This is a genomic window from Spirosoma profusum (assembly GCF_014699005.1).
GTDB classification, from domain to species: domain Bacteria; phylum Bacteroidota; class Bacteroidia; order Cytophagales; family Spirosomataceae; genus Spirosoma; species Spirosoma profusum.
In genome coordinates this window covers 206,528-221,398 of record NZ_JACWZY010000003.1, presented here as the reverse complement: position 1 = coordinate 221,398, position 14,871 = coordinate 206,528, and the positions used below count along the sequence as shown (strand labels likewise).

General features: G+C 46.5%; 10 protein-coding genes. 7 read left to right on the top strand and 3 right to left on the bottom strand.

The annotated features are described in order from the left end of the window. Window positions 1–39: 39 nt before the first annotated feature. The 3 genes from IC229_RS05535 to IC229_RS05525 all read right to left on the bottom strand — a co-directional run bounded on the left by IC229_RS05535 (window position 40) and on the right by IC229_RS05525 (window position 2,236). Window positions 40–1,284, bottom strand: coding sequence for a hypothetical protein (locus IC229_RS05535; protein WP_190885941.1), 1,245 nt, complete (start codon window positions 1,282–1,284; stop codon window positions 40–42). A gap of 83 nt (window positions 1,285–1,367) precedes the next feature. Further along, complete coding sequence (locus tag IC229_RS05530; protein WP_190885940.1) at window positions 1,368–1,670, bottom strand: winged helix-turn-helix domain-containing protein; 303 nt, start codon at window positions 1,668–1,670, stop codon at window positions 1,368–1,370. Continuing rightward, entirely contained in the window at window positions 1,667–2,236 is a 570-nt protein-coding gene (locus IC229_RS05525; protein ID WP_223833874.1) for a hypothetical protein, read from the bottom strand. Before IC229_RS05525 ends, IC229_RS05530 begins: the two co-directional genes overlap by 4 nt. 621 nt (window positions 2,237–2,857) lie before the next feature. Here IC229_RS05525 and IC229_RS05520 point away from each other — a divergent pair. The 7 genes from IC229_RS05520 to IC229_RS05490 all read left to right on the top strand — a co-directional run bounded on the left by IC229_RS05520 (window position 2,858) and on the right by IC229_RS05490 (window position 14,856). Further along, a complete protein-coding gene (locus tag IC229_RS05520; RefSeq protein ID WP_190885938.1) occupies window positions 2,858–3,544 on the top strand; it encodes an NUDIX hydrolase in 687 nt (228 codons plus the stop codon). 284 nt (window positions 3,545–3,828) lie between these two features. Beyond that, on the top strand, window positions 3,829–4,425 hold the full coding sequence (locus tag IC229_RS05515) for an RNA polymerase sigma factor (RefSeq protein ID WP_190885937.1): 597 nt from the start codon (window positions 3,829–3,831) through the stop codon (window positions 4,423–4,425). A 56-nt stretch (window positions 4,426–4,481) separates the two neighbouring features. Beyond that, a complete protein-coding gene (locus IC229_RS05510; RefSeq protein ID WP_190885936.1) occupies window positions 4,482–5,549 on the top strand; it encodes a FecR family protein in 1,068 nt (355 codons plus the stop codon). A gap of 233 nt (window positions 5,550–5,782) precedes the next feature. Further along, entirely contained in the window at window positions 5,783–9,247 is a 3,465-nt protein-coding gene (locus IC229_RS05505; RefSeq protein ID WP_190885935.1) for a TonB-dependent receptor, read from the top strand. Window positions 9,248–9,261: 14 nt separating this feature from the next. Continuing rightward, window positions 9,262–11,076 (top strand): RagB/SusD family nutrient uptake outer membrane protein, encoded by a 1,815-nt coding sequence (locus tag IC229_RS05500; protein WP_190885934.1) that lies wholly within the window; start codon window positions 9,262–9,264, stop codon window positions 11,074–11,076. Between the two features lie 234 nt (window positions 11,077–11,310). Then, complete coding sequence (locus IC229_RS05495; RefSeq protein ID WP_394355926.1) at window positions 11,311–13,281, top strand: sialate O-acetylesterase; 1,971 nt, start codon at window positions 11,311–11,313, stop codon at window positions 13,279–13,281. 24 nt (window positions 13,282–13,305) lie between these two features. Next, complete coding sequence (locus IC229_RS05490; RefSeq protein ID WP_190885933.1) at window positions 13,306–14,856, top strand: glucuronyl esterase domain-containing protein; 1,551 nt, start codon at window positions 13,306–13,308, stop codon at window positions 14,854–14,856. The last annotated feature ends 15 nt before the right edge of the window (window positions 14,857–14,871 follow it).

Here is a 14,871-nt window from a genome sequence, read left to right as displayed (position 1 = left end):
GCAATACGTTGATTTTAAGCTATGAAATAGTATCTCCGGTTATCTGAATCCAAACAGAAAAGGAAATAGAAAGGTCACGACAATTGCCCATAACGCGTAAATGGGCAGGTAGAACGTAATGGTTTCGCCAACTTCGGTTAGTCTGGCTTTTCTGGAAACAACCTTAAAAAGTTGCGCCGTTACCAGCAACAGATTGATTAAAATTAAAACATTTCCACCCAGAACGGCAGCTCTGTTGGGTGTAATTCCCCACTCAGAAATTCGGAACAGGATGGCCGACAGGGCAATGCCATTAACAAGCACAGTTACTGCCGATAGTAGGAAAAGAATCCAGACCTCCGGTAGGCTTTGCGTTGTTTTGGATGTTTCGGCTACGGAAAAGAAAATGATAGCCATAACTCCAATTAACAATGCATTGAATATCAGCAGAAAATCCCGGTCGTTATAAGGGTCTTTCCCGGAATAAACGATGGCGACGAGATAAATGACCAGCATCACCAAGACCAGCGGGCTGAACAGTTTGGCGATCACCGGTGAGACTTTACCGACTAACTGCGGATTGGTCTGGATGAGATAAGTGCCAACAATGGGTGCGGCAGGAAGCCCCAAAACCACTACGTTCTCGAAATAAAACTTCTCAATTTCAAAGCCAATCAGTTTGAAAAGTCCAATAGTTATACCGGTCATGATGCCGCCTGCTATCAGAATGAGCCCGGTTATGACGATAAGATCACCGTTATACTTTAAATAGCTAAGTCGCTTCTCATCCGTATTTCTGGTCTCGCCAACGAAAGCAAAGCCTAATACCGACCAGAGAACTAAGACTACATGAATGCACGATAAAATTAACGTATCACTTTTCTTATCGTTGGGCATGAAATTGATAAAAAGTAAACCAATCAGCGTTGAGCCAACGAGAATAGCGATGCTACGTACTGATACGTTATTTTTCCAAGCGAAGTAGGCCGATAGCATCGGGAAAACGATAAATCCAACATTTCTGGAAAAGAAGAATTCCTGATCAATAGACAAAAACGCTGGCAATTTGGCAATAAGGCCCGCCACAAGCGAAATAGCGATTACAACTACCAATTCCTGGCGTGTGCCCCAGCTAAGTTCATCACTTTCGTAACTCAGTCGTGCATTCCAGAAATCAGCCAGTACGTTGCCCTCAAGCTCTGGATAAAGCGCGGTGAATGCTCGCTTAAAAGGCACTTTGTTCGTTCGGTACAGCTTTTCGAGTTGCCCGGGATCATCTAAGGATGTAATTATTTCGTCTTTCATGAGTGTATGTGTTAAAAATTCTTATTAAGTGCTTTGAATTTCAAAGTGTAAGCGTAAAAAACAGCCATTACGTTTCACGACCTCTACTCAGCAATTCCTTTGATCAATTTCTCCAGGGCATTTAAATGGTCATTGAAGGCTTTCCGACCAAGTTCGGTAGCGGCATAATTCGTATTCGATTTTCCGCTGACGAATGATTTTTCTACCTGAATGAACTCCTCTTTCTCCAGCGCTTTCAGGTGGCTTGCCAGATTGCCATCGGTTACATCAAGAAAATCCTTCAACGAATTGAAATCAAGCGACTTATTAATAGCCAGAGCCGCCATAATTCCAAGCTTGATTCTGCTCTCGAATGCCTTCTGTAAACCATTGATCGATATTTTCACCGTTCGTACCTGTAATGCATGTAAATACCGTATATGATGTGGAGTACACCAAAACCTAAAGCCCAGCACACTACTCCATACTCAACGTAGTAAGCGCTAAACAAACCTAACCCTACTTGAATGAGCCCTAAACTTTTAACTTCTTCATAAGTAAACTGACTGGCATTATATAAGGATAAACCGTAAAACAGCAAGGTAAGCGGAGCCATTAAGCCAATCAATCCTTTGTCGATTAAAATAAGAACTAGAAGCCCCCCTACAACTAATGGAACCGCCATATGGACGAGCAGCCGCCTAACAAGGGCATTCCAGAGGTTTTCTCCCCGTTTGGTCGCTTTTTTATGAGAAAGAAAAATAGCGGTTCCTAACGCAAGAACTAATATGACAACGGCTAATAGAATGACTTTCGATAGGTTGGAAGCTAAATTTTCAGAACTCTCATATACTAGTTTATCAGGATTAAAATCAAAAACCCTATAGGCAGTATAAGCTCCCATTAATGCATACAGCCCTGCCATGATACCAGCCCACCCAGCCAGCGACAGAAATTTGGAAGAACGCTCCATGATGGAACGTATCTGAGCTATATCCCGCGTATAATCCTTCTCTTCTCTCATTCAAAAGTACTTTGAAATTCAAAGTAACTAGAGAAAAAATAGTTATGCAAGCGTTATTGGAAATATTTTACAAATCGGCGAGTGATACGTAGCATACAATAGTTAATTTATCGTATTGCTCTACAAAACGGGAATACCACTTATCGCCAATTTTTGGTGATTTACCCCTCAAAATTGACGCTTGGTAAGGTTTCGATTGTTTGCCTGGCAAGTAAACGCTCATCTTTGTGCCATCAATCACAAACAACAACTGCTAATGAAAACGAATTTTTTGCACATCAACCGCCCAGCCCGGCCCCGCATTATTGAAGTAGGTGGCCCAGTAGTTGGCCTTCGTGGTCGGACAATCTATCGGATGCGGACTCGCTAAGCGACCTGATCCACAGGCGGTAAGCTCTCAGTAAGTGGGAGCTTTTTTTTTGCTTTATTGATCCGTAAGCAGGTACAGGGTAATACGTTTCACCTTGTTTATTGGGCGAACATCCATTGAATCTGCTCATTAAGTATACCGAACTACGTGACTTATAGTCTACTTTCGCTCAGAAATAAATTCTGGCCGGAGAATCAATAATGTTAGATCAATACAAGCAGCAACATCCTTACTTATTGGCCCTTGATTCCATCATTTTCGGCTTCGACGGCGAAAGCTTAAAAGTGTTATTGGTTAAACGGGGCGTCGAAGAGCAAACCTGGTCGCTGATGGGGGGATGGCTACAACCCAATGAGGGCCTTGAACAGGCGGCTGCCCGCATTCTGTTTGAACTAACCGGGCTTACTGATGTATATCTGGAGCAATTATACGCTTTTGGTGAACCTCACCGCGATCCAATTGTTCGCACCATCTCCGTCGCTTATTTCTCCTTGGTGAAAGTGGCGGATTATGAATCCAAGATTTCGGAGACGTTTCAGGCGCGCTGGTTTTCTATTTACGACTTACCAATTTTGCTCTTCGACCACGGCGATATGGTTGACCTGGCGATTAAACGATTACGTTATAAAGCCGCTCAACACCCTATTGGTTTCGAGCTGTTACCTGATAAGTTTACCATTCCGCAACTGAAGAAGCTTTATGACGCTATCTACAACACGAACTTCGATAAGCGGAATTTCAGCCGGAAAATCCTCTCAACAAATTTGCTCATCAAATTAGACGAGAAGCAGAAAGGGTTTTCGAGACGTGGGGCTTACTATTATCAGGTCGACCTGGCCAAATACAAGCAGGAAACCGACTCCTTTCTAAATTTTATTCCTACCTGATCGGATTGCTACGTTCACTGGCTTATCCATTCAAGTTTTTTAGACAAAATAGTAGCTGATTCAGGCTTAAAAAATATTGTGTAAAATATTGGTGTTTCAAAAATGAGTGTCATTTTTACACTAATAATCCCCGTACCTTATCACTACGTATGAGCGAATAGGACGTAACTCGAATCACTACGTCTCTACTCAGCTAACTCATCGCACATTTAAGTGATTATTGCATAATTCGGGAAAATTCTATAATTTTTCATTTTTGTAAGCATACGTCATATACGTATTCGATGACTTTTCAACCACAGGACCAGGCGCTATGGCAAGCCTATCGCGCGGGTGATAAACAGGCATTAGGCTTACTGGTTGAACGCTATTATGGCGCGCTGAAACACTATGGACTAAAGTTTATGGTGGAAGAAGCGGTGGTTGAGGACTGTATTCAGGAATTGTTTTTACAGCTCTGGCAAAATCGATTACAGATCAATGAAACGGAGTCCATCAAGCATTACTTACTAAAATCAATACGTCACCACATCCTGCAATATTTGCGCACGCAGAAAAGACTGATACGTAACGAATTAGACTGGGATACATCCGTTGGGGCGGATATTGACTCAGAAACTTTGCTGATTCGTCAGGAATCGTTGGTTAGTATGACGAAAATGATTCAGGATCAATTAGCTACGTTGCCGGCCCGTGAGCGGGAAGCTTTATACCTCCGTTACTACGAGAATCTATCCATACCGGAGATTGCCGAAGTAATGAACGTAAACCGCCAGTCAGTATCAAATTTTCTTCAGAAAGCACTCAATAAGCTTCGGACGCGTTGGCTAGTACACACATTACTAGCGATTTGCATTTTTTTCCAAAAAAATTTCCTTTAAGAAGGGTATAAACGGAATAATACTTCATACTATCAATAAAATAGTAGAAAAGTACAATGTATCCGCCCCCCGAACAATTTTCGACGGTTGACGACTTCTTAGAAAACGACGCTTTTCGGGCGTGGGTTTGGGAACGGCGTCCTGAAGATCAAGTCTATTGGCAGCAATGGCTGGCTCAATATCCCGAAAAAAGGGATCTCTACGAACAGGCCGTTGCTACGTTGTTAGTGATTCAGGGACAGCGAATTGAGCTCTCAGATCAGCAGATAAAAGACAATAAAGACGAAATATTGGCTCAGCTTTCCCCGCCCACTACGTTCGTAAGGCAGTTATGGCAGTGGGGGCGTTGGGCTGCCGCTGCCGCAGTAATCGGGATTGTTATTTGGTGGCAATCCAGTCAATCGGATTCCGGCCAGTACGTATCCATAACTGAACGTAACACTCCTCAGCTAAAAGAGCAGGAATGGAAAATTGTAAAGAACGTAACGGGGCAGTCTTTGGTGGTGCTGCTACCAGATAATTCGTCTGTTTTGCTATCGACGGGTAGCCAGCTACGTTTCCATAAACAGGATAACCATAAGCTTCGGGAAGTGTATTTGCAGGGAGAAGGTTTTTTTGAAGTGACCAAAAATCCAGCTAAACCGTTCCTGGTTTACACCAACAGTTTGACTACTAAAGTGCTGGGAACCAGCTTCCAGGTACGTTCCTTCGCTAAAGAAACCTCCTCTTTTGTGAAGGTAAAAACCGGTAAAGTTTCGGTTACCCCAGTCGACGCGCCTGATCAATCAGTTCTACTCGTAAAAAACGAACAACTCAATCTGGAAACCAGGACGGAAAAGGTTGTTAAACACGACATCGTTCCATCGAAAGAAAGTTCGTCAGCCATTATTAATCAGCAGTTTAGCTTCGAGTTTACACCCATTCCTGACGTATTTGCCCAACTGGAGTCCAGCTATCATATGCCGATTCAATATGATCGGAATATGCTTACCAACTGCACCTTTACCGGACAACTCAACGACGTACCGTTCCTGGAAAAAATTCGGCTTATCTGTCTGACTATTGAAGCTACGTACGAAATCGTTGACAACCAGCTGATTATACAAAGTCACGGTTGTAATTAATTTTCGTTTCTCTTAACCCAAACTACTACCTATGCCCAAAAACGACCTCCTGTTAACAGAAAAGCGATAGTGCTACCAACACTATCGCCTGGAAGCCCCTTAACGTATTAGCTACACACATTACATCTCTATTGATGAGAAGGGGGCTGTTTTTTGTCATTTCTTCCAAAACAACAAAAACGCATAAATGTATGCATTACCTTTTCATCAATCGCAATGTTTGGATCAGGATTATGAAAATCTCAAGCCTGCAAATTTTGCTAGCCCTTGTTCTAACCCACGTTGGCTTTGCCTCGGATGGCGTGGCGCAGGAACTTCTGAGTCGACGAGTTACTATCTCAGCCCAAAATGAAGATGTTGAAGTGACGATTCGGCGAATTGAAAAACAGGCCAACGTCCAGTTTCTGTTCAGCCGGGAAATTATTCAATCGAAGCGAAAAATTAATTATCAGGCGAAGAATGAACAGCTTTCGCAGGTACTGGATCGCATTCTGACTCCACTAGATTTAATTTATGAGGTTGTGGGTCAGCAAATTGTGATAAAAAGAACTGTCGCTCCGGCACCGCAGCTTCTGCAAAATGCTTCTACTGAAATCAACATCGAGACGGCTGTAGATAGACAACTATCAGGCCGAGTTACGGGTGAAAACGGCGAAGGTTTACCGGGAGTAAATATTCAAATAAAAACTACGACACGCGGTACAACTACCGACGGAAACGGGAATTACAGACTCGCTATTCCCGATGAAGCTAGTACGGTACTCGTGTTCTCCTTTATCGGATATGCTACACAGGAAGTAACCGTGGGAAATCAATCGGTTATCAATGTTACGTTGGCTGCCGATGACAAAACACTCAGTGAAGTAGTAGTAGTTGGTTACGGTACGCAACGCAAACGGGATGTTACCGGGGCAGTAGCTTCGGTTAGCGAAGCTATCCTGAGAGAAGTGCCCTCGCCTAACTTGGTAAACCAATTAAAAGGGCGCGCAGCTGGGGTATCTATCGTCAGCAATGGTACTACGCCCGGTTCGCAGGGGCAGATTCGAATCCGAGGGAACAGAACGCTGACAACCAGTTCCAACGGCAGTGATGGATTGGATGGCCCATTGGTTGTGGTCGATGGGATACCTTATGGCGGGCTCAATGATATAAATCCAGACGACATTGTTAATCTGGAAATTCTGAAAGATGCTTCAGCAACGGCGATCTATGGGTCGCGAGGGGCCGGTGGGGTTATTCTGATCACCACGAAACGTGGGAAAGTGGGCAAACCGGTATTCAGCTATGATGGATATCATGGCATTACCTCCATCATGGGCAAATACAACGTAATGAATGGTCAGGAGTATGCCCAGTTTAAAGATGATGCGGCAAAATATAACCGTACGGCCCCCGGTACCACTGGTTATCCGCTCACCCAAAAAGAGAAAGATGCGTTAGCGGCCGGCGTTTCGACCGATTGGCAAAATTTGATATACAAACCCGGCTTCATGACCAACCATCAGCTCAGCATGACGGGTGGAGTTGAAAATACACAATATTCATTGGGGCTGGGTTACTTTAATGAGACCGGTATTATTCCCAGTCAGGATTTTAGCCGAATCAATATACGGGCGACCATTGATCAGCGAATTGGCAAACGTATCAAAGTAGGCTTAAATACCCTCAATACGTTAACGTATCAAAATACGCCAGGTGGTGGTGGTATTCCGGGTGGTTTGGTACGTTTAACGCCGTTGGCTTCACCGTATAATGCAGATGGTTCGGTAAATCTGTTCCCGGCGGAGGGCTCTATTGATGCGGCTATAGTCAGCCCGTTGACGATCAACACCAAAAAGGATTCGTACTTAGGCCGCACACGGTCACTACGTACCTTTAATAGCCTCTATGCTGAGTTGAGTATTCTCCCCGGCCTACGCTATCGGTTCAATGCGGGTTTAAATTTTAGCCAGTCAAACTACAACGGTTACGGCGGCCCACTCACTTATTTTAACACAGCCACGGTGCAGTCTTCATCGACTGCCGAAATCAGCAATACCGAATACTGGGATGTCAATTTGCAGCACTTACTGTATTACGACAAAACGTTTGGAAAGCATAAAATCGGTGTTACAGGCCTGTATGAGGTTACCCAAAACCATTCATTGGGCAGCCGATTTACGATAACAGGTGTTCCAGCTGATTACATCAAAACGTCGAATTTTTCGCTGGCGTCCGGAACACCCGTCGCGAATTCAGACTTCGGCAACTCGTTTTCTGAACTTGGCCTGCTTTCGTACATGGGTCGGGTAAACTATAGTTACAACGACCGTTATCTGTTGACGTTGACCCTACGGCGAGATGGTTCTTCTACGTTATCGCCAGGTAATCAGTATTTTAACTACCCGGCAATTGGCGCAGGCTGGAACGTAATAGAAGAAAGTTTTATGAAAGAAGTTCCTTTTATTTCAAACCTGAAAGTACGGGGCAGTTGGGGTATATCCGGGAACAGGAACGTAGGGGCCTATGCTACGTTGGGCGCGCTTTCGGCTGGCTATTACAATTTCGGAACTGGTACTGCCGGACAGCAACTGGCGTATACCGTTACCAGTTTACCAGCTACGGGTCTGGGTTGGCAATCTACATCTCAAATCGATATCGGGGTTGACTTCGGATTCCTGAATAACCGGATTAGTGGTTCGGTAGATTATTATCACCAGAAAACGAAGGATATCCTTTTGTCGGTGCCGTTACCGCCGAGCAACGGAGCTGGTTCGACTTTGAAAAACCTGGGAAGAACCGAAGGAAAAGGTTTGGAAACAGCGCTGACGTTTGAGGTTTTGAGAAATCCGACAGGATTTAACTGGAGCGCTGATGTTACGTATTTCTTTAACCGTGAGAAAATTACACAGCTCACTACCCCAGCTGAGCAATCCAATATAGGGGCTGGCTGGTTTGTTGGGCAGCCACTCTCAGTAATTTATGATTACAAGAAAATTGGTATCTGGCAAACAGCGGACAAAGAAAACGGTACGTTGGCCAAACAAACGTCACCGGTTCAGTTCGCCGGACAGATCCGAGTGGAAGACGTAAACGGAGACGGCAAAATTGATGCCTCCGACCGGCAGATTCTTGGCAACTTCCAGCCCGCCTGGGAGGGCGGCTTTACCAACCGCTTCAGTTTCAAAAACTTTGATTTATCGATTGTTACGTATGCTCGTATAGGTATGAAAGTAATCGTGCCTTACCTGACGGGTAACTCTACCGGCTCAGGCGGTTTCGCGTTCTTCAATCAGGGCCGAGTTAACCAGGTGAAAGTCGATTACTGGACTGAAGCGAATCCGACCAATGCATACCCGGCTCCTGATGCAGGTGGGGCGGTCGCCAATTTTGGGTCAACATTGGGGTATTATGATGGTTCGTTCATCAAGTGTAGAAGCATCAACTTGGGCTACACCTTTTCCAGTCAGTTGATCAGAAAAATCGGTATAAATTCCGCCCGGATTTATGTCAACGCAACCAATCCGTTCATCATTTATTCGCCACTGGTTAGCCAGAATTTAGCTGTCGATCCAGAAGGAAATAGTTATGCCAGTGGTACGTCGACTCTGAACCCGCAGTTTGCCAGCGAACGCGGAACCCCAGAGCGTCAGATCGCCGTGAACCTGAACAATCCACCCGTACGTCAATTCACGCTTGGGGTAAATCTTAAATTCTAACCTTTGATACGACGATGAAAACCATAAAAGTTCTGGCCATACTGAGTCTCACAGCGTTACTCAGCACGGGCTGCGAAAAAATATTAGAAGAGAACCCGCAATCACAGATTGTTCCTGCCTATTTCAACAGTCCGTCTGGCGTATTAGGTGGAATCGCCGGTGTCTATAACGACATCCGGGGGCAGTGGGGCACCGAAGGGTTCACGGTAGAAATGCAGGCGGGTACCGACGATTTTTTACAGGGGGTCAGTAGCGGAGGAGGACCAGCATATACGTATAACGGCCTGAACGGGAGCAATTTTGGTTCGGCGTGGGGCATCGCTTTTCAGGATATCAATACGTTAAATGGCGTGCTGAAATACGGACAAACGATTGATTTACCTGAAACAACGCGCAAACAATATCTGGCACAGGCGAAGTTTCTGCGGGCATTCTGGTACTTTTATCTGGTGCAGACCTGGGGCGACGTACCGCTCAATACGGAGTTTATTACGGTGCCTTCACAGGCCGCTTCCCGCCAGCCAGTAGCTCAGGTTTACGAGCAGATTATTAAGGATTTGACCGAATCAGCTACTGATTTGCCGAATCAGCCGACTGCGCCGTTTCTGGGAAAAGCCGCTACCAAACCTGTAGCCCAACTGTTGCTGGCTAAGGCCTATTTAACTCGTGGATGGTTAAATAATACAGCCGCTGATTTTACGCAGGCAGCCACCATTTGTGCCGATATCATCGCCAATAAATCGTCGTATGGTCTTGATCTATGGCAGGACTTTGGGGATGCGTTCGTTCCAGCCAACGATTATGGTAAAGAAACCATGTTTGTCAGCGATCACGTGCTGGATCCTAAATATGGTTACTATAAGGTAGGTTCTGGCGAAAGTGGTGGTGCGGCAAATAACCTGACGCCCTGGTTTACAACCTGGAATTACCCCAACAACAGCGGCATCAACTCGTTCAAAAGCGCTGCGGGAGCCTACGTGAACAGCGGCACTTCTCTGATGATTCGGGATTCGCAATATGGACGTCCTTACGTTCGTATGCGGCCAAATAGCTACAAGTGGCCTTCGGGGGCAAACGCTGGGAAAAATTATTTTCTGGATCAGGCGTTTACGAACCGCACTGTCGATTCCCGATTTAGTAACTCGTTCTATACAGTTTATATTTCCAATACGTCCGTTACCAACACGGCTACGGCTGCCAATAATAAACGGGGTATCGGTTATACAACCGTTGTCGGCGCCGATACCGCCGTCTGGATGCCCGACTTTGAAGTGGAAGGTGCACCGCAATTCATCGGTACAAGACCGTTTAAAGGGCTTGTTGTACCGCCCAGTTTATGGGATAATGGGATTTTTCCATCCCTGAAGAAATTCATGGACCCAAGCCGGGGCGCGAACTTCAACGACCCATCGACGCGTCCCTGTGTCTTGTACCGTTTTGCGGATGTGTATCTGACGGGCGCGGAAGCGTACCTGAAAGCGGGCGATGCGACAAAAGCTGCGGCTTTGCTCAACGTAGTACGTCAGCGGGCAGCTTATCGAAAAACCAATACAGCCGCTCAGAATACGGCAGCAGCCACCGCCATGACCATTGCAGCCGCCGACGTAACGGTAGACTTTATTCTGGACGAGCGAACCCGTGAACTGTTCGGCGAATGGCAGCGGTGGCATGATCTGGTACGTACCCGTTCGCTGGTACGTCGCGTGAAAGCCTGGAATCCGGAAGCGGCCCAATATATTCAGGATTTTCACATGCTGCGTCCCATTCCGCAGACCCAAATCGATCGGGTTGTCGAAGGTCCTAAGTTTCCGCAAAATCCGGGTTATTAATGGAGTGAACGTAGTAGCAGGAGTTTTTGATTTTCTAGTAGACAGCTAAATTGATGCGATTTGTGTAAGTGAGCGTATCGAACACTTACACAAATCGCTATTTCTGGAAAGACACATCTACGAAATATGAAAGTGCCCGATCTGACCTATAATCCCGATGGTATGATTCAAGCAATTGACGCTTATAGGTGAGAGACTTTCCAGTTTTTTACAGAAGAATCAAAAACATTGATTTTGTCAATTGATCTCAGCGCCCTATACGTAGCGAGGTTGTGCTACGTCTGTCTGCTCCTGCTAACAGCCAACGTAGCACAGGCACAGCTTCGTCTGCCCAAATTGATCAGCGATGGTATGGTGCTGCAACGGGACGTACCACTCAAAATTTGGGGATGGGCAACTCCTGGCGAACGTATCACCGTACGATTTAACAATAAGAACTACAGAACGGTAACGGAAACCAGGGGGAAATGGCAGCTTGGTTTGCCCGCCATGTCGGCAGGAGGCCCGTTCACGATGGAAATTATCGGAAGTACGCAGCTTACTGTGAAGGATATTCTGATTGGTGATGTCTGGTTTTGCAGTGGGCAAAGCAATATGGTTCACCAACTGAATATTCATGACGTTACGTATGCCAAGGACATTCGGGAGGCTAATTACCCGCAAATCCGACAGTTCTGGATCCCTACCCTGACTAATCTGCAGGGCCCACAAAACGATCTTCCGAGCGGGCAATGGAAAGCGGCTGTTGGCGAAGACGTTCGGCCATTTTCGGCAGTGGCGTATTTCTTCGCGAAGAAAATTCATGAGAAATATAAAATTCCCGTTGGCATCATAAACGCCAGTGTGGGTGGTACGCCCATCGAAGCCTGGACGAGTGAAGAAGGGTTGAAAGAGTTTGACGCCCTGAAAGCGACCATCGAGAAAAATAAAGACACTACGTATATCAATAGTCTCACCCGACGACAGACTGCTACGTCAACCCGGCCAGCGCCACCGGTTGATTTGGGTATGGCAGGCTCCACAAAATGGTTCGACGTAGCGTATGTCCCGAAAGGCTGGCGGCCAATCAACGTACCGGGTTATTGGGAAGATCAGGGCGTGAAAGATCTGAACGGTGTTGTGTGGTATCGAAAAGAGGTTGAAATTCCCGCTTCGATGACGGGCAAGCCTGCCCGGGTTTTTCTGGGACGTATCGTCGATGCTGATGAGCTTTATATCAATGGTAAATCAGTCGGGCGCACTACGTATATGTATCCCCAACGCCGATACAACGTAGCAGCAGACGTATTGAAAGCTGGAAAGAACGTATTTGTGATACGTGTCACCAACAACGCCAGCAAAGGAGGCTTCGTACCCGACAAACCCTACTGCATTTTCGCTGGTGCAGATACCGTCGATCTGAAAGGAACGTGGTACTATAAAGTTGGTACTACGTATCGGCCGATTGCGGGAGGCAATTCAGCGGGAGGCAATTCAGCCGGAGGTATCAATGCGCAAAATCAGCCAACGGCGTTGTTCAATGCGATGGTTGCCCCAGAAATAAACTATGCGATCAAAGGGTTTTGCTGGTATCAGGGTGAAACCAACGCTGGCAAACCTCAGGAATATGCTACGTTGCAGCCCGCACTAATCAACGACTGGCGACGCCTTTGGAAACAGGGGCCATTACCGTTTCTGTACGTCCAGCTTCCGGGTTTCATGGATTACAACTATCAGCCCACAGAAAGTAACTGGGCTATGTTACGTGAAGCGCAGCTCAAAGCGCTGTCTGTACCCAATACGGCTATGACCGTCGCCATTGACCTGGGCGAATGGAATGATATTCATCCTGACAATAAGAAAGATGTGGGTGAACGGCTGGCTTTGGCTGCTTTGAAAACGGCTTACAAGGAAACCCTTGTTTCGTCGGGGCCATTATATCAATCGGCCGCCGTTGAAGGCAACAAAATTGTCATCAACTTTACGAGTACAGGCAGTGGTCTGGTGGCCAACGATGGCGAAGAGTTGGGTGAATTTGCCATTGCGGGTGCCGATAAAAAATTCGTGTGGGCGAAAGCTAAAATCGAAGGAAACAACGTAGTGGTTTGGAGCGATGACGTATCGAATCCGCAATACGTGCGCTACGCCTGGGCCGATAATCCAGTCAATCCAAATTTGTACAATAAAGAAGGTTTACCTGCTTCCCCTTTCCGAACCGACCAATAAACCTTAGCCTACTCCCCAACTATCATGAAAAAATACCTGGCATTTGTACTGTTGATATGCTTTCACTACGTAGCAGTAGCCCAGCAGGTTGCTATCGACAGTAGTAAATATCCTCGACTGAAAACGTTTACGGCTGCTGAAGATCAGGCGAATATGATGCAGCAACTGGGTATCAAAAAGTTAAGACCAGGCCCAAGTGGTAATGAATCAGCGCCCAACCATGCCAATTATGATGAGTCTCAGGCCGAACCTTGTCCGCAATTGCCGGACGTACTAACAACCAGGAATGGAAAAAAAGTAACCACAACCGAACAGTGGTGGCAGGTACGTCGTCCTGAAATTATAGAAGATTTTGAACGGGAGATGTATGGCCGGGTTCCAAAGAACGTACCGAAGGTGACCTGGATCACCAAAGTGACTGATAACGAAATGGTGGGCCGAATTCCGGTAGTGGCGAAACATCTGATCGGTCGGGTCGATAACAGCGAATACCCGCTCATAAACGTCAATATCAATATGGTGCTGGTGCTTCCGCAGAACGTAAAAGGACCGGTGCCGGTATTGATGATGTTTGGATTTCTGCCTCCTACGTTGCCAGCCCCGGCACAGCCTTCGCTCGCCGACATGGAGAAAATCAATGCTACGTTCAAGGAAATGATGATCAGGCAAAATCCGGAGATGAAGGCCATTTTTGATAAGTACCCAGCTTATGCGCCCATTACACGATTACCCGGTCCTAATTTCTTTGCTCCCGCGCCAAACGGCGATTCACCGCCAACCGAACAGTTGCTGGCAGCGGGTTGGGGTTATTGCACGCTGGAAACAGGTAGTATTCAGGCTGATAACGGTGCCGGTCTGACACGAGGTATCATTGGCTTGGTAAACAAAGGCCAGCCGCGTAAACCCGAAGACTGGGGATCGTTGAGAGCCTGGGCGTGGGGAGCCTCACGAGCATTGGATTATCTGGAAACCGAACCGCAGGTAAACGCCAAACAGGTGGGTATTGAAGGTGTTTCGCGATATGGAAAAGCGGCACTGGTCACGATGGCGTTCGATCAGCGTTTTGGTCTAGGATTAATCGGTTCATCGGGTAAGGGCGGTACTACGTTACAGCGCCGGGTATTCGGAGAAGCCGTCGAAAGCCTTGCCGGCAGCGGAGAGTATCATTGGATGGCCGGTAACTATTTGAAATACGCAACCGAAGAATCGTCATTCGGCCGAAAAACGGGTTGCGATCTTCCAATTGACTCGCACGAATTAATAGCCCTTTGTGCGCCACGACCAACGTTCGTTAGTTATGGCATACCCGAAAAAGGTGATGCTAAATGGCTCGATCAAACCGGAAGTTATAAGGCTACAGTTGCCGCCGGGCCGGTATTTAAATTGCTGGGAGCGAAAGATTTAGGCGTGAGCAACGATTATAATTCCGAACAAATGCCCCCTGTATTGACCGGCCTGATGGACGGTGAACTGGCCTGGAGACAGCATAATGGCGGCCATACGGATGCACCTAATTTCCAGTATTTTATTCCCTGGGCTAACAAGATGCTGAAATACGAACGTACCAACAAGTGATGAACAAGGGGCGTA